The 15920-nt window shown below is 68.2% G+C and carries 15 protein-coding genes; 5 read left to right on the top strand and 10 right to left on the bottom strand.

Annotated elements, in window-relative coordinates:
- Positions 1 to 233: 233 nt before the first annotated feature.
- Together ACQUQR_RS11995 and ACQUQR_RS11990 are read right to left on the bottom strand one after the other, a co-directional pair.
- Entirely contained in the window at positions 234 to 2081 is a 1848-nt protein-coding gene (locus tag ACQUQR_RS11995; RefSeq protein ID WP_435196719.1) for a PINc/VapC family ATPase, read from the bottom strand.
- Between the two features lie 34 nt (positions 2082 to 2115).
- Positions 2116 to 3279, bottom strand: a complete 1164-nt coding sequence (locus ACQUQR_RS11990) for a PAS domain-containing protein (RefSeq protein ID WP_435196981.1) — start codon at positions 3277 to 3279, stop codon at positions 2116 to 2118.
- Between the two features lie 57 nt (positions 3280 to 3336).
- Here ACQUQR_RS11990 and ACQUQR_RS11985 point away from each other — a divergent pair, with 57 nt between their 5' ends.
- Together ACQUQR_RS11985 and ACQUQR_RS11980 are read left to right on the top strand one after the other, a co-directional pair.
- Complete coding sequence (locus ACQUQR_RS11985; protein ID WP_435196718.1) at positions 3337 to 4398, top strand: M20 family metallopeptidase; 1062 nt, start codon at positions 3337 to 3339, stop codon at positions 4396 to 4398.
- Positions 4399 to 4438: 40 nt separating this feature from the next.
- Positions 4439 to 5920: a carboxypeptidase M32 gene (locus tag ACQUQR_RS11980; RefSeq protein ID WP_435196717.1), complete on the top strand. Its 1482-nt coding sequence runs from the start codon at positions 4439 to 4441 to the stop codon at positions 5918 to 5920.
- Positions 5921 to 6016: 96 nt separating this feature from the next.
- On the opposite strand, the gene ACQUQR_RS11975 is transcribed toward ACQUQR_RS11980, so the two are convergent.
- Positions 6017 to 6385, bottom strand: a complete 369-nt coding sequence (locus tag ACQUQR_RS11975; RefSeq protein WP_435196716.1) for a hypothetical protein — start codon at positions 6383 to 6385, stop codon at positions 6017 to 6019.
- Positions 6386 to 6541: 156 nt separating this feature from the next.
- Here ACQUQR_RS11975 and ACQUQR_RS11970 point away from each other — a divergent pair, with 156 nt between their 5' ends.
- Complete coding sequence (locus ACQUQR_RS11970) at positions 6542 to 6709, top strand: HVO_0416 family zinc finger protein (protein ID WP_435196715.1); 168 nt, start codon at positions 6542 to 6544, stop codon at positions 6707 to 6709.
- Between the two features lie 144 nt (positions 6710 to 6853).
- On the top strand, positions 6854 to 8698 hold the full coding sequence (locus ACQUQR_RS11965) for a UvrD-helicase domain-containing protein (RefSeq protein WP_435196714.1): 1845 nt from the start codon (positions 6854 to 6856) through the stop codon (positions 8696 to 8698).
- On the opposite strand, the gene ACQUQR_RS11960 is transcribed toward ACQUQR_RS11965, so the two are convergent.
- On the bottom strand, positions 8695 to 8940 hold the full coding sequence (locus ACQUQR_RS11960; RefSeq protein WP_435196713.1) for a DUF7533 family protein: 246 nt from the start codon (positions 8938 to 8940) through the stop codon (positions 8695 to 8697). The genes ACQUQR_RS11965 and ACQUQR_RS11960 overlap by 4 nt on opposite strands.
- A 71-nt stretch (positions 8941 to 9011) precedes the next feature.
- Complete coding sequence (locus tag ACQUQR_RS11955) at positions 9012 to 9584, bottom strand: hypothetical protein (RefSeq protein ID WP_435196712.1); 573 nt, start codon at positions 9582 to 9584, stop codon at positions 9012 to 9014.
- Between the two features lie 108 nt (positions 9585 to 9692).
- Between ACQUQR_RS11955 and ACQUQR_RS11950 the strand changes: the two genes are divergently transcribed.
- Entirely contained in the window at positions 9693 to 10343 is a 651-nt protein-coding gene (locus ACQUQR_RS11950; RefSeq protein WP_435196711.1) for a riboflavin synthase, read from the top strand.
- A 219-nt stretch (positions 10344 to 10562) separates the two neighbouring features.
- Here the strand turns inward: ACQUQR_RS11950 and ACQUQR_RS11945 are convergent, their stop codons facing one another.
- From ACQUQR_RS11945 to ACQUQR_RS11925, 5 genes are all read right to left on the bottom strand, one after another.
- Positions 10563 to 11996, bottom strand: coding sequence for a DHHA1 domain-containing protein (locus tag ACQUQR_RS11945; protein WP_435196710.1), 1434 nt, complete (start codon positions 11994 to 11996; stop codon positions 10563 to 10565).
- Positions 11997 to 12054: 58 nt separating this feature from the next.
- On the bottom strand, positions 12055 to 12207 hold the full coding sequence (locus tag ACQUQR_RS11940; RefSeq protein ID WP_435196709.1) for a hypothetical protein: 153 nt from the start codon (positions 12205 to 12207) through the stop codon (positions 12055 to 12057).
- 3 nt (positions 12208 to 12210) lie between these two features.
- Complete coding sequence (locus ACQUQR_RS11935) at positions 12211 to 12354, bottom strand: DUF7563 family protein (protein ID WP_435196708.1); 144 nt, start codon at positions 12352 to 12354, stop codon at positions 12211 to 12213.
- 41 nt (positions 12355 to 12395) lie between these two features.
- A complete protein-coding gene (locus tag ACQUQR_RS11930; protein WP_435196707.1) occupies positions 12396 to 12920 on the bottom strand; it encodes an HTH domain-containing protein in 525 nt (174 codons plus the stop codon).
- A gap of 249 nt (positions 12921 to 13169) precedes the next feature.
- Positions 13170 to 15767 (bottom strand): bacterio-opsin activator domain-containing protein, encoded by a 2598-nt coding sequence (locus ACQUQR_RS11925; protein ID WP_435196706.1) that lies wholly within the window; start codon positions 15765 to 15767, stop codon positions 13170 to 13172.
- Between the last annotated feature and the right edge of the window lie 153 nt (positions 15768 to 15920).

Genomic DNA, 15920 nt, shown 5'->3' with positions numbered 1-15920 from the left:
CACCTGCCAGATAGCGGTGGCGCTGTTCGAGGTGTCGACCCGAGAAATCCGGGTTCGAGGTGTCGCTGCTGCGGGACGACGGTATCCGCGCGAGCGGAGCGAGTGCTGGCTTGTGGTTTCCCTACTGGGGAACCACAGTGTCCGCGTGAACGAAGTGAACGCGGGTTCGTCGTGCCGCTACTGCGGGACGACGGTATCCGCGCGAGCGGAGCGAGTGCTGGCTTGTGGTTTCCCTACTGGGGAACCACGGTGATCGCCTTCCCGCGGTCGATGGCCGCCTCCAGCTCCTCGGCGATGGCACTTCCTCTCGACACCTGGATCTCGCCGCCGCGGGAGACGGTGGCGGTGAAGAGGTACTCGCCCTCCGCGCGCACCTCGACGGTGTCGCCCTGGTGGCCGCCCAGCGGGATGATGACGTGCCGGGAGGTGATCTCGGGGGTCACGCGCTCGCCGGCGGGGGAGCCGCCTCCGCTCGACCCCGACGAGTTCCCGAAGTTCGGGTTCTCGTCGTGGGTCCGCACGTCGATGTCGATGCCGAGACGTTCCTCGATATCCGAGATTCGACCGCCACCTTTCCCGATGACGTAGGAGATGTCGTCGTCCTCGACGTAGACGACGGCGGTGTTCTGGCTCTTGAGCTCCACGTCGACGTGGCCGCGCGCGACGGAGCGGATCTCGCGTTCGATCTCCTGTTTCGCGAGGCGGTCGACGCCGGTGTCGCTCGCCTCCTCGCCCTCTTTGAGCGGGACGGTGACGACCTGGCGGTTGAACGTGTAGATCTCGTAGGCGGGCTTCCCCGTCTCGAAGTCCTTGATGACGATGACGGGCCGGGCGAGGTCCTCCTCGACGAGGCCGTGGGGGACCTTCACCTCGGTGGTCACGTCGTAGACGGTGTGGACCTGGCCGGCCTCGATGTAGACGACCGTATCGACGACCTGCGGGATCATGCCGAGTTCGACGCGGCCGACCAATCGTTGAAGAGCGTCGATGGCGCGGGTCGCGTGGACGACGCCGATCATGCCGACGCCGGCGAGCCGCATGTCGGCGAAGGTGCGGAAATCGCTGGTCTTCCGGACCTCGTCGTAGATGGTGTAGTCCGGGCGGACCATGAGCAGGGAGTCGGCGGTCTTCTCCATCGACCCGGCGAGCTCGGTGTACTGGGTGATGTGCGGGCCGACCTGCAGGTCGCGGGGTTTCTCCATCGTTTTCACCGCGTAATCCGAGTCGGCGAGATACTCCGCGACGGCCTGCGCGAAGGTGGACTTCCCGGCGCCGGGCGACCCGGAGATGAGGACGCCGCGCTGGCGCTCGGAGAGGCGACTCCGGAGCTCGTCGGCGAACTCGTAGTCGTCGATGTCGGTCTTGACGATGGGCCGGACGGCGGTGATCTCGATGCCGTCCGAGAAGGGCGGGCGGGCCACCGCGATACGCATGTCCTTGAACTGGATGATCTGCATCCCGGGTTCCGAAAGCTCGATGAAGCCGTGTGCGGAGGCCTCCGCGGAGCGCTCGATGTCGTGGGCGAACCCGGACAGCTCGGACTCGGAGAGGACCTCGTCGCCGATCGTCTGGTAGTGCAGATCGCCGATATCACCGCGTTTGGCCATCGGGCGCACCCCCGTCTTCAGGTGGACGGACATCGTCTGCTCGTCGAAGAACTGCTCGATATCCAGCGAGTCGACGTCGCGCGAGCGGGCCTCCACGTACTCGACGGCGAGTCCCTTCGCGCGGGCGACCTCCGCCTGCACCTTGTCGCTGGTGAGGAGAGTGGCGTCGTGGTCCTGTGCCACGTCGCGGATGACGGCGTCGATGGCCCCCTCGTCCGCGCTCGCCTTGTCGCTCGACTCGGGGCGCCCGCCGACGTACTCGACGGTGACGGTCCCCTCCTCGGCGAGTTCGACGAGCCGCTGGAGTTCGGCGAGGCCGTCCCAGCCGCGCTCGCGGCCCTCGTTGGCCTGGGACTCCAGCTCGGCGACGACGGCCTCGGGCACGAGGACGGTCGCCCCCGCGTACGAGCCGTCGTCGACCCGCTGTGACACCCGGCCGTCGATGACGGCGCTGGTGTCCGGAACTACGTTCATACCGCCATTCGGTCCGGGAGCCTGATAAGGGTGATTACTGGAGGAACTCGAAGCGGGCGCCGCCGTCTCGTCCCTCGGTCGCGGTGACTCGCCAGCCGTGGCCCGTCGCGATGCTCGTGACGATGCGGAGGCCGAGCCCGGACAGCTCGTCGAGTCGCCCGTCCTCGACCGCCTCGCGGACGGCCTCGGGGAGCCCGGGGCCGTCGTCCTCGACGTAGAAGCCACCGTCGAGGGGGCCGACGCGGACGGTGAGCGCTTCGCCGGCGTGTTCACTGTGTTCGAAGGCGTCGCCGGACTGCGTCCGGCGGTCTGTGTAGCTATGCTCCACTGCATCCTCGTGAGCTTGCGAGCGAGGGCTTGTCGAACTATGTTCGACAGAGTTGTCGGACCCTGTCCGACAGCCCGTGGAGCTGTGCTCCACGGAGTTCCGAAACAGGTTCTCGAACAGCTGGGTGAGCCGGTTCCGGTCGCCGTTCACGGTGACGGACGCGGTGACGAGCCGGGCGTCCCCCGTCTCGACGTTCTTCCACGCGTCCTCGGCGACGGTCGCGAGGTCCAGCTCGACGCGCTCGCCCACCTCCTCGCCGCTGCGGGCGAGCCGGAGGAGGTCACCGATGAGCTCGCGCATCCGGTCGTGGGCGCGCTCGACCCGGTCGAGGTGGGCGAGATCGCCCGTCTCCCGCGCGAGGTCGAGATAGCCCGTTGCGACGGTGAGCGGCGACCGGAGGTCGTGTGAAAGGACGCTCGCGAGCGCGTCGAGCTGGTGGTTCGAGGCCACCAGCCGGCTCTCGTGGGTGCGTGTCTCCGAGATGTCCTCGAAGGTGCCGACGACGAACTCGAGACTCCCGTCGTCGTACAGCGGCCGGGCGCTCGTCGCGATGTCGAACTCCCGCCCGCTCGCGACGCGGAGGCGCGCGCGGTCGTCGATGACGCTCTCGCCCGTCGCGAGCACCTTCGAGAGGGCGTAGTCCTCGGGGGCCATCTCGCTCCCGTCGGGGTTGAGGATCTCCCAGCCGTCGCTGTCGATGTGTTCCCCCTCCGCCTCCGCGACGGAGAGCCCGAGCCAGTCGGCGGCCTGCTGGTTGATGAACGCGATGACCCCATCGGGGGTGAACGCGACGACGCCGACGGGGAGCGCATCGAGCACCTCCCGTAGCTCGAGGCGATCCCCCACGAAGCCCTCCGCGCCCGCCGGCATGATTGCCACGTCTTCGACACCGAGGGGGATTAACGTACCGCCGGTCGAACACGTGGCATGGCAGTCACCGAACTCACTCGTCGGCTCGTCTCGATACCGAGCCACGAGGACGAAACCGACGTGGGGGACGCCATCGAGGCGTGGCTCCGGCGGGAAACGGCCGCCACCGTCACCCGCGACGAGGCCGGAAACGTCTTCGCGAGCACGGGGACCGGCCCCGAGCTCGCGCTCGTCGGGCACCACGACGTGGTCCCTCCGGACCCCTCACAGGTCGCGGACGGCGAGTACGTCGTCGAGGAGCGCGACGGGCGACTCTACGGCCGCGGGACGGCCGACATGAAGGGGACGCTCGCCGCGATGCTGCTCGCGTTCCGGGACGCCGACCCCGCGGGGACGCTCACCTTCGCCTCCTTCGTCGGGGAGGAGCTGGGTGGAGAGGGCTGTCGCGCCGCCATCGACGACGGCTTCGCGCCCGACTGGGCCGTCGTCGGCGAGGGCTCGACCGGCTACTCGGCCGAGGGGGTCACGGACGTGGCCGTCGCCCACAAGGGTCGTCGCGCGCACACGCTCACGGCACGCGGGCGGGCGGCCCACGCGAGCGAACCCGAGGCCGGCGAGAACGCCATCTACCGGGGCGCCGACGCGGTGGACGCGGTTCGCGACTGCGAGGCTCCCGAGACCGAAGTGCTCGGCACCCGGCTCTCCGGGAGCGTCGTCGTCACCGAAATCGAGGGAGGAAGCGCCTGGAACGTCGTCCCCGAGGCGTGTGAAATCACCATCGACGAGCGCACCGTCCCCGGCGAGCGCGCGGCGTTCGACCTCCCCGAGGGGGTGGAGCACGAGGTCGGGCAGGACCTCCCGCCGATGGCCTGCGCGGACGACGCCTTCGCCGAGGCCGTCCTCGGCACCGTCCGCGAGCTGCAGGGCGCGGGCGAGCACGTCGCCAAACCCCACGCGACGGACGCGGGGTGGCTCGCCGCGAACGGGACGGCCTGTCTCGTCGTCGGCGCGGCCGAGCCGGGGGAGGCCCACACCGCCGACGAGTCCGTCTCGGTCGCCGTGCTGGAGCGGTGTCGCGCGGTGTACACCGCGCTCGCGGAGACGTGGCCGACGGCCTGATTCTGCGTGGTTTATTGCCGTGGGTGTCCCACTCCCGCCCATGGGAGACTACGAAGCCCTCCTCGAGCAGTACAAGCGCATCTCCTATCTCCGCGACGCGAATCAGGTGTTGTCGTGGGATCAGGAAGTGATGATGCCCGAAGGCGGGACCCCCGCCCGGGCGAAACAGCGTTCCGCCATCTCGGCGACGAGCCACGACCTCCTCACGTCCGAAGAGTTCGAATCGGCCCTCGACGCGGCCGAAGCCGAGGACCTCGACGCCGAGCAGGCCGCCGTCGTCCGTGAGATCCGCCGGGAGTTCGACCGCGCGGCGAAGGTCCCCTCCGACCTCGTCGAACGCATCTCCGAGGAGACCTCGAACGCGCTTCCCGTCTGGAAGGAGGCCAAGGCGGAGAGCGACTGGGAGACGTTCGCGCCGAAGGTGGAGACGCTGCTCGAGCTCAAACGCGAGTACGCGAATCACATCGACCCCGACGCGGACCCCTACGCGGTGCTCTTCGCCGACTACGAGCCGTACCTGCCCCTCGAAACCGCCGAAGCGGTCCTCGAGGAGCTGCGCGACGCGCTCGTCCCCCTCATCGAGGAGCTGAAGGCGAGCGACGCGGCGCTCGCCGCCCCCTTCGACGGGGAGTTCCCCGAGGCGAACCAGATGGCGCTCTCGAAGGCGACGCTCGACTATCTCGGCTACCCCGAGGAGCACGGCCGCATCGACGTGGCGCCCCACCCGTTCTCGACGGGAACGCAGTTCGACGCGCGGGTGACGACACGGTTCAAGGAGGACGACCCGGTCGACGCCATCGGCTCGACCATCCACGAGTTCGGCCACGCCACCTACACGCTGGGCCTCCCGAAGGAGGCGTACGGCACCCCGCTCGGCCAGCACCGCGGGCTCACCGTCCACGAGTCCCAATCTCGATTGTGGGAGAACCACGTCGGCCGCTCGAAGGCGTTCTGGAACGGCTATCTCCCGCTCGTCGCGGAGCATCTCGACACCGGCGACATGACTCCTCGTGAAGCGTACGAGGCCGCGAACCAGCTCTACCCGGAGAACCGCATTCGCGTGGAGGCGGACGAACTCACCTACCACATGCATATCATCCTCCGGTTCGAGATCGAGCGCGACCTCATCGCGGGCGACCTCGCCGTCGAGGACGTCCCCGAGGCGTGGAACGCGAAGATGGAGGAGTATCTCGGCGTCACGCCGGACTCCGACGCGGAGGGCTGTCTCCAGGACATCCACTGGGCGCACGGTTCCTTCGGGTATTTCCCGACCTACTCGCTCGGCTCCGTGCTCGCCGCACAGCTCTACGCCGCGGCGAGTGAGGAGATCGAGAACCTGGAAGGGAAAATCGAGAACGGGGAGTTCGACGCCCTCCACGCCTGGCTCACGGAGGAGGTCCACAGCCACGGGACGCGCTACACCACGGACGAGCTCATCGAGCACGCGACGGGCGAGTCCTTTACTGCAAAGCACTTCATCGACTACGCGGAGGCGAAGTTCGGCGACCTCTACGGGCTGTAGTTCAGGACAGGTACCCCTCCACCGCGTCGACGACCCGGCCGGTGAACTCGCCGGTGACCCGCCCCTGCAACGAGCCGACATCGCCCCGTTCGGGCTTCATTCCTCTCCGTCCCGCTCGCTCGGGTGCGGCATCTCGGGCGCCGCGTCGTCCCACTCGTCGGGGTCGATTCCGCCGTCCTCCTCGTCGAGTCGTTCACTGGCGGTGTGGAGGTCGTAGGCGGCCGCGACCCGGTGTTCGTCGTCAGTGATCGCCCAGTACTCCCCCTTGTGTCGGACGAGCTCGCGAGCTTTCAGCCGGGAGAGTGCCGTCCCGACAGTGTTCGGGTCGGCGTCAATCGCCGTCGCGATCTCGGCCCGGGTGAACGCCTTGTCCCGGTGGGCGTACAGGTAGCTGACCACCTGCTCCGGGACGCTCGTCCGCTGTGGTAGCTCTCCGGCCTCGAACTCCTCGATGCTCAGCGGCATGGGGTGTACTTGGTGTGCTGGCGTAATTGGTGTACTGCTGGTCCTCGCGTTACTGACGGGTAGATTCGAGCCGGCCATCAGCCTTATCCGTGCCAACGCGACCCGTGTTGCGTGTTCACACAGATTTAAGTCGGATGGGGGGTAAGGGAGTCGTGTATGGCGACCGCGAACGACGACATCTTCGACCAGTTCCTCACGGAGAGAGGCCACGCGACGGAGGCACCCAGTTGGGAGCAGGACTATAACAAGAAACGATGTCCCGACTGCGGGGGGCTCCACGAGATGTCCGCGGACGCGTGTACGGTCTGCGGCTGGCAGCCGTAACCTGCCACCGGTCCCCGTTCGTTCGGCGTGTTCACTCTTCGCGAGCCGCGCGGCTGAACCCCTCGCAACGCCCGTGAAACGCCCGGTTTCTCCCCGTTTCCCGAGCCACGCCGCTTAAGGGGGGGTGTCCCTAGACTAGGTGCAATGACTGACGGCCCGCAGGTCACCCGACTGTTCGGCGGTCCCGGGAGCGGGAAGACGACCGCGCTGTTAGAGCGCGTCGACACCATGCTCGACGAGGGGGTCGAAGTGAACGACATCCTCGTCGTCTCCTACACCCGTGCCGCCGCCACCGAGATCCGCGAGCGCCTCGCGGAGCTGCTCGACTGCTCCCCCCGCTCGCTGAAGGGGAACGTCTGTACGATGCACGCGAAGGCGTACGAACTGCTCAACCTCTCGCGCGGCGACGTGGTCGGCGAGAAGCACAAAAAGGCGTTCTGTGAGAACTACGGGCTGGAGTTCGAAGACGAGTACTCCGGCTCGCGACGGCGCTCCTCCCGGTCGACGACGATGGGGAACAAGATCATCGCCACCTCCCAGTGGCTCCAGCGGACCCAGCGCGAGGTCGCCGACTGGTACGACGTGCCGTTCCAGTGGAACGTCGACGAGGTGCGACTCCCGCCCGAGGTGGACCCGAACGCCCAGACCGGGAACAAGTACACCCCGACGTGGCCCTCGGACGACGAGCGCATCGACGTGCCCGAGGCCATCCGCGCGTGGCGCGCCTACAAGGGTGAGGAGGGCGTCGTCGGCTTCGCCGACATGCTCGAACGGGTGAAACAGCGCGCGCTCCTCCCGAACGTCGACCACCTCGTCATCGACGAGTTCCAGGACATCACGACGCTCCAGCACGAGGTCTATGAAGAATGGAAACCCCACATGGAGTCGGTGCTCATCGCGGGTGACGACGACCAGGTCGTCTACGCGTGGCAGGGCGCGGACCCGAAGCTCCTGCTGGAGGCCGACCCCGACGAGGACGTCATCCTCCCGAACTCCTACCGCCTTCCCTCGAACGTCCTCCACGTCGTGAACCGCGAGATCCGCCACATCCAGAACCGTCAGGAGAAGGACCTCAAACCCCGCAAGGAGGGAGGGACGGTCGAAGCCGTGCGTGACCCCTCGATGCTCGAACTCGTGCGGAACGTCCGCGCCACGCTGGAGGAGGACGACGACGGCACTATCATGGTGCTGTTCCGCGCCCGCTACCAGCTGTTCCAGTTCATGGACGAGTTCATCCCCACGGGCATCCCCTTTACCGCACTCACCGACATGCGGCTGTGGGACGAACGGCTTCGTGGCTACGTCTCGGCCATCGAGAAGTACGACGCGGACGAGCCGATGACGGCCCTCGAAGCCCGGCGGCTCGCCGAGATGCTCGCCGACAGCGCCTTCGGCACGGGCGAGCGCGACGACATGTTCGACGCCATCGACGAGCTCTCGGACGCGGAGGAGACGAACGCGCTCGCCGACATCGAGGTGGAGTCCGACTTCGTCCAGGAGTACGCGCCGTTCACCCCCGGTCCCGGCAGCGCCGCGGATATGCTCTCCCGCGTCTCGAACTTCCAGGAGCGGTCGGTGAAGTCGTACTTCTCGGGTGAGTACCAGGGGATGGACCCAACGCGCGTCCGCGTCGGCACCATCCACTCCGCGAAGGGTCGCGAGGCCGACCACGTCTTCGTCAACACCGACCTCACGGAGAAGGTGGTCGAGCAGATGGCGGCCTCCGTCACCGAGGAGGAGATCCCCGACGGCTTCGAGTTCTCGAAGGGGACCGACCCGATCCCCGTCCTCACCGACAACGAGCGCCGGGTGTTCTACGTCGGCATGTCCCGCGCTCGCGAGCGGCTCGTCCTCATGGAGAACCTCATCGACGGGGCGCCGACGCTCCCCATCGACGTCCTGCTCCACAACGAACCGCGCGAGGAACCCCTCCACGACCTGATGGCGAACGCGCAGGAGCCGATGGAGCCGGCGGCCGCCGACGACTAGTCCTCCTTCTCTTCGGGCTCTTTCGCCACCGCCCCGACGGTCTTCTCCGCGAGCTTCCCGGGGAGGTCCATCGGCGTCGTGAGATACTCCTCGATGGCGACCATCAGCACCGCGAGCCCCAGAAAGCCCGCGCCGACGAGGGTGTCACCGGCGAGCAGTCTGTCGAGTCCGAGCAGGCCGACCGGGATGGCGAACGCCAGCGTCAGCCCCAGCCCGATGGTTCCGAGGATGCCTCTTCCCATACCGTCCCTCTCTCACGCCCGGCGAAAAACCCACCGCGTTGGTCCGAACGCCCGGGTCCCGGCGTCGGCGCTCACCGCGGGTCCGGTACCTGCCGGTCGGGGAACTGCTCGGTGAGGGCCTTCGTCCCGACCGTCACGCTCCAGTCGGCGGGGTCGCCGTGCCCGCCCGTCCGGACGGAACGGATACGGACGCCCGAGTCGGTCCGCACCGCCCGGAGCCGGTCGCCGAACTGCACGCGGTTGAACCGCGCCCGTGAGACGTCGCGCGTGCCGAGGTCGCTTTCTCGCATCGAGAGCCCGGTCGTCCCGACCCGCGATAGGCCGACGCGGAACCGCACGCCGGCGAAGCGCTCGTCGAGCGCTCGGGCCGTCTCGGCGGAGACCGTCACGTCGGTCGCCGTTCGGACGATAGCGGGGTACTCCTCGGGTGCCCACCCGAAGACCCGGCTCCTGCCGTCCGACCACAGCCAGCAGAGATCCGCGACGTACCGCTCCCCGCGGTCGGTCTCCCACTCCACTTCGACCGCCTTGTACGAGAGGAAGGCGGGTTCACCCGGCGTCAGGGGGGTCAGGCAGCCGCCGGTCGCCCCGACTCCGGCGAGTCCGAGCGTCGAACCGATGAACCGCCGCCGAGAACACTGCATGGTCGTCCCCCGTCGCTTGGTCGCGAGTGGGGATGTACGTTCCGAGAACGGTGTATTCCAAACGTGAGAACGATAACGCTCTTGTGCCCCTCGTCGCCTACTCCGAGTGTGTTCACCGGCATCATCGAGGAGACGGGCGAGATCGTCGGCCGCGAGGAGACCGAGGCGGGGCTGCGCCTCCGCGTGCGCGCGTCGTTCGCGGGCGAGCTGGCGTACGGCCAGTCGGTCGCCGTCTCGGGCGCCTGTCTCACCGTCGAAGACTGGAACGAGGAGAGTTTCGGCCTCTTTCTCGCCGCGGAGACCGTCGAGCGCACCTATCTCGGCGACCTCTCGGAAGGCGATATCGTCAACCTCGAACGCGCGCTGCCCGCTGACGGTCGCTTCGACGGGCACTTCGTCCAGGGCCACGTCGACGGGACGGCCGAGGTGACGAAACTGGAGCAGGTTGGGGGGGTCCCCGCGAGCGACGCGAGCGGGGGCTCGTCGGACTCCGAGGAGTCCGACGGTGACTGGCGGCTGGGCATCTCCCTCCCCGACGAGATGGGCCGCTACGTCGTCGAGAAGGGCTCCATCTGCGTGGACGGCATCTCGCTCACCGTCGCCTCGCTGGACGAGGATGGCTTCGAGATCGCCGTCATCCCCTCCACCTACGAGATCACGAACCTCCATGAGAAGCGCGTGGGTGACCCCGTCCACCTCGAAGTCGACGTGGTCGCGAAGTACGTCGAGTCGCTCACCGAGGGCTACACGGCGCGATAACCGACCGCACTGTTTCTGCGCCTCGCCGCTTTCCAGCGATAGCGCGCTCTCCGCGCCGATTTCGTGCTGGCTCCCCACTCGAGTCACCTTCGCCTTTCTCCTCGCGATAAATCGTATATCGCGATATCAAACCTCCGCGCGCGGCCAGCGATTCCACCACGACACGGCGCCGCCGCTCCCCCTTCGTTTCGGCTAGAAACCGCCATCCGGCGCCGTGGGTCACCCCGCGGTGTTCACTTTCTCCCCCAGCTGCTCGCCGACGATGCGGTCGACGTGGTCGATGAACGCCGTCTCCTTCCCGGTCGGAATGGTGGCTCCCGCAGCCACGTCGTGGCCCCCACCGCCCCCGCCGACGGCCGTCGAGGCCTCCCCCATCGCCGCGCCCAAATCGAGCCCCTGCCGGACGAGGCCCTGGGTCCCGCGGGAGGAGACCTTCGTCTCCTCGTCGTTCTTGTGCGCGAACGCGATGATGGGCGTGTTCCGGTCGATACCGTCCGACCCGACCGCCATCCCCGCGATGATGCCGACGATGGTCTCGCGGATCTCGTCGCCGGCGTCGAACCACTGGACGTGCTCTTCCTTCGTGACGCCGTTGCGTTTCACCCACTGGAGGCCCTCGGAGAGGTTCCGCCGGTGGTTCGAGAGGAGTTCGCGGGCCCGCGCGAGTCCCTCCGTCCGGTCCCCGAGACAGACGGCGAGCCCCACGTCCTCCCGGTCGTAGCGCGCCGTCGCGTTGAGCAGCGTGGAGAACTCGGAGGCGTCCCGGAGTTCCGTCCCCTCCTCCTCGTCCAGGAGGGTGTAGCTCGTCGCGACGAGCTTCTCGATCTGGTGGGCCGGCACGCCTCGGGTGACGGCGTGTTTGAACAGCGCCTGCGCCACCGCCCGCTTCTCGTCGTCGGTGAGGTCCACCCAGCGTTTCCAGTCGCCCCCCTCTTTGGTCTCGATAGCGAGGTCCTCCAGAAACGAGATGGCGCCCGACTGGGAGTTGGTGATGCCGGGGATGTACACGTCGCTCGCGTACTGGAGGAGTTTCGGGAGCGGCCGGGTCTGCTTCCCGTAGACGGCGAGGTCCTTCCCCTCCGCGAGGACGCCGGCTTCGACCCCCTCGGCGACGATGGCCGCGTTCGCGCCGTGGAGTTCGCCATCCGAATCCTGCATGTCGCCGACCGCGCCGATGACCGCGAGGCGTGCGAGGTCTCGGTTCTCTTCTCCTCCGAGCGCCCGCGCGAGCACGTACGCCGCGCCCGCGCCCGAGAGTTCCGACGCGCCGTTGATACCGAACAGGAGGGGGTTCAGATGGAACTCCGTCTCCGCATCCGCGGGCTGGTGGTGGTCCGCGATGATGGGGGTGAAATCCCCCGCCTGCTCGTGGCGGGCGATGTCGTCGAGCTGGCCGCTCCCGAAGTCCGTGAACAGGACGGTGTCGTACTCCCGCGCCGCGATGGAGGCGATCTCCGCCGCGTCGAGCTGTTTCTTGAAGACGACCTCGAAGGGAAGTCCCGCGCGTTCGAGCGCGGTGGCGGCGACGGCAGCGCTCGTCAGCCCGTCGGCGTCGATGTGGGAGGCGAGGAGGACGCGGTCGGTCGCGCGCAGCCGCTCGGCACAGGCCGCGGCCCGCTCCGCGAGCTCGGGAACGGGGGCGTCGGTGGTCATACGCCACCTTTCGCGTTCTCGGGGTTAAACCTCAGGAGCTGGCGCTCGCCCGTCCGGCTCACTCGGCCGGGTGGACGACGTCCTGACACTGCGGACATTCGGCGTACAGTGCCCTGCCGGCCGCGGTATCGTACTCGATCAGCAGGTTCCCCCGTGGGATCTCGATATCGCAGTCGGGACACCGACCGAGCGTCGCGTCCGAGTGGGACATCCGTCAGTCACCCCCGGCCCCACCGCCGTTCCGGAGCTCGGTCCGGTCCAGACAGTGCAGACATCCCGCCAGCTCGCCGCTGGCGCTCCCGAACACGCGAACGAAATCGGCCGTCGTGAACCGACCACAGTTGTCACATTCCGGCATCGTATTCACCTCGGTGTATGGTACCACTACGTATGGGAGAATCAATCCGGTGTGCAATCACCTAGAGCGGGACGACTGGGCGACTGCGGCACGGCCTGTTCTCCCGCCACGGTACCGTCCCGCCACCCCCCGGTCGCTATCGCGTCGAGCCCGTCTTCGACGGTTCGCACCCCATCGTCGGCTACGTGGGGAAACACCGCCCGGAGCTCGTCGTCGCCGTACAGCGCGAGGGACAGCAGGGGGAAGACGAGCACCTCGCGTTGCTCGTCTCCCACCAGCGTGCCGCACTCGCGGGTGTCGAACGCCGGGGCGAGCGTGCACCCGCTCCGGGCGGCCCACGCTTCGAACGCCCGATAGGTCTCCTGGGTGGCACGCGCCTGGCCGTCGCTCTCACCCGGGCCGGTGACGGGGACCCGGGTCCCGCCGACCAGCACGTCGATCTCGGTGATCTTCCCGGCCCCTCGGAGCTGCTGGAGCCGCTCGTACACCGACTGCTGTCGCTCGTGTGCCCCCGCAGGCGTGTGGTCGCGCATGCGAAACTCCACCCGGAGGCCGTCGCCGCTCATCCGCTCCACCCCGTCTGGGGGTCGGCCGCGTTTCCGCTCCACTTCGGGACTCGAACCGGTACGCCGTCGATGATCTCGGTGACTCGTTGCATGGTGATCTCCCCTCCGCACGGAGAGCGTAGGCCACTCAACGGTAGATGACGACAGAAAAGCACTATCCAACTGCCTAGATATCCGACGGTCGGGTGTGACCGCCGCCGACCGGCCTGCCGTGGGGACGGCCCGTCGACCGTGGCTCCGCGTCGGCGGTCAGCTCCCGCTCACCGCGGCCGGTTCGAAAAACGAGAGGAGCAGCTTCTCGAGCGCGTGGCGCAGGTGGAAGTGGAACGTCGACGAGGAGATGTCCATCGGCGCGGCGATCTCCTCCGCCGTGCTCTCGCGGGGCCACTCGAAGTAGCCCGCGAAATACGCCGCGCGCAGGGCGTTCAGCTGACGGTCGGTGAGCCGCCCGGTGAGCTGCTCGCGGAACTGCTTTCCCGTCCGGGTGGGGCGGTCGACGTTCCGTTTGCTGACCAACCTCGCGCTCGGACACAGCGCCCGCAGCCCGTTCAACACGGTCCGGGTGTCCGTCTCCGGGGCGACTTCGGCGGTGAGTCGACCGACCCCGTGGTCCGCGCTCGCCGTCGAGACCGTGGCTCCGTAGTCGACGAGGGGCATGATCGCGGAGGCTCCCGTGACGCGGAACTCGAACACCCCGCCGTTTTCGGTCTCGGTGAGGAGCCGGGCGGTCTCGATGTGCGCCGCGTCGGCCGCCTGCTCGGAGAGCGTCTCCGGTTCGGCCCCCTCCATCGTGATGTAGTAGAGCAGTCGGTCCTCCTCCAGCGGGACGATCCCCTCCAGGTCGAGTCGGCAGCCGAGCGTCTCCGACATGGCGATGAAAAACGAGTTCGTGTCCGTCACCTCGAACTCGAGCTCGACGGCCGTGTCCGTCAACAGCGTCCGCCGGGTCTCGGCGGCCCGGATGGCCCGGCCGATCGTCTGGCCGAGGTCACGGAGGAGCGTCACCTCCTCCGAGTCGAACGGTTCCGCCCGGGTGGCGTACACCGTCAGAACGCCGTAGCGGGCGTCTCCCACGTCGAGCGGGATCGCCGCCGCGGCCCGACAGCCGTGGTCGACGAGCCGTTCGTGCCAGCGGTCGGTGTTCGCGGTCTCCTCGAGCGCCGGCACGACGCGGGCCGCGCCGGTGTGATACGCCGTGTCGACCAGCTCCTCGACCATCGGGGCGTTCTCCACGACGGTGGTCTCGCCGTCGCAGACCTCGTCCACGACCCCAGCGGCCGCGCGTATCGTGACCCCACGGTCAGTCCGGCGTTCGCCGATCCACGCCGCCGCATAGGAGCCGTTCTCCACGAGCTGGCGACAGACGTTCGTCTCGATCTCCTCCCGGGTGGTCGCCTCCACGAGCGCCCGGTCGATGGTACGGATGACCGTGTTGAGCCGGGAGAGGTCCACGAGCTGCTCGTTTTGCCACTCCAGGTGTTGCTCGTACGCGACGCGGTCCAGCGCGGTCCCCGCGTTGGCCGCCAACAGCTCCACGAACTCGGTGTCCACCTCGTCGAACGCCCCGGATGTGGTGTCCCCGGCCACCAGAACGCCGGCGTCGCCGACGGGCGCGACCAGTGCGCTTCGGACGGTCGGGCCGTCGGCGGCCGGCTGTGCGTCGAGGTCGTCGTACAGCCGGAGCGACTGCTCGTCGAGCGCCTCCCGCATCCGTGCCCGCTGTTCGGAGAACAGAGACGGGTCGCCCGTCCCCTCGTCCACGGCGTCGGTGTGGGCAGCCGGGCGGAGCGCGCCCGTCTTCTCGTCGGCGAAATAGAGGCTCACGAGCGGCGTGTCGACCACGGCTTCGACCGTCTCGACGGTCAACTCGGCGATCTCATCGTCCGAGCTGGCACGCAAAAGCGGGTGTGTCACGTCGTGGAGCCCCGTCAGCATGCGCTCGCGCCGCTTGCGCTCGGTGATGTCCTCCGCGATGCCGGCGACGCGGTACACGTCCTGACCCGCACCAGGAATCACGACCGCGCGGTCCCGAATCCAGCGGACCGCCCCGTCCGGACGGACGATCCGGTACGTCTCGTCGTATCGGCCCTCCGTCTGTGCGTCGAGGGCGGCTTGCACCCGCTCCCGGTCCTCGGGGTGGATCGCGTCGAGAAAGGAACGCGGCTCCTCGTAGAGCTCCTCGCGGGGCCGTCCCCACACCTCCTCGTACGCCGGGTTCACGTAGAGCATCTCCGCCTTCTCCGGGTCGGTCATCCACACGACCTCCTCGACGTTCTCGACGATCTGCCGGAACGGCATCACGTCCGCGGACTCGGCCGGGGGGTCGGAATCGGGGCTCCCGCCCACCACCGGTGAGACGGGAGGTGCTGTGGACTCGGCTTCCCCTCCGGAGCGCGGCGCCTCGGTGAGCGGTGTCTCGGAGACCCACTCGACGTGAAGCGGGATCCCCTGGTTCTGGCAGTCGGTGTGGAACCTCCGGAAGGCGTCGAGCGTGGGCGCACGGATCTGGAGCGTCCACTCCTCGGCGGTTCCGCGGCCGTGCTCGAGCAGGATATCGTGCTCCTCGGTGAGCGAGAGGAGCCCGTTGCCGGTGACGGTCCAGTCGAGTTCGTACAGCGTTCGCCCCGCCCGCCGGCTGTGGACGGTTAGCTCCGCCACGCGCGAGTCCCGGCGAACCGACGCTTCGAACGCCTCGGTATCGGCGGTCTCGACCCGAAGCGACGGTCGCTGTCGCGTCCCGGCCGGGACGATCTGTGTCAACTCGATCTCGGCTGGCACCTCCGTACTGAGGGCTTCCCCCAATCCGAACGCGTCCGCTGCGAGTGCCACCCCTGCCACCACGGTCATGTCTCCCCTCAACCGATACTCGTACAAACCGTTTCGGGTTTCTACAGTTTCTCCGGGCGCTCTATATATTTCGGATGCACGCCCCCGTGGCTCCCACTGTCGATCTCCTCCGCAGATCGGGATTCGTTATCCCGACATACGGTTTATGAGTCT

Source organism: Natronomonas sp. EA1 (assembly GCF_051195035.1).
Lineage (GTDB): Archaea > Halobacteriota > Halobacteria > Halobacteriales > Haloarculaceae > JBNTJV01.
The sequence above is the reverse complement of the archived record's forward strand: the minus strand, read 5'-3'. Positions and strand labels throughout refer to the sequence as shown.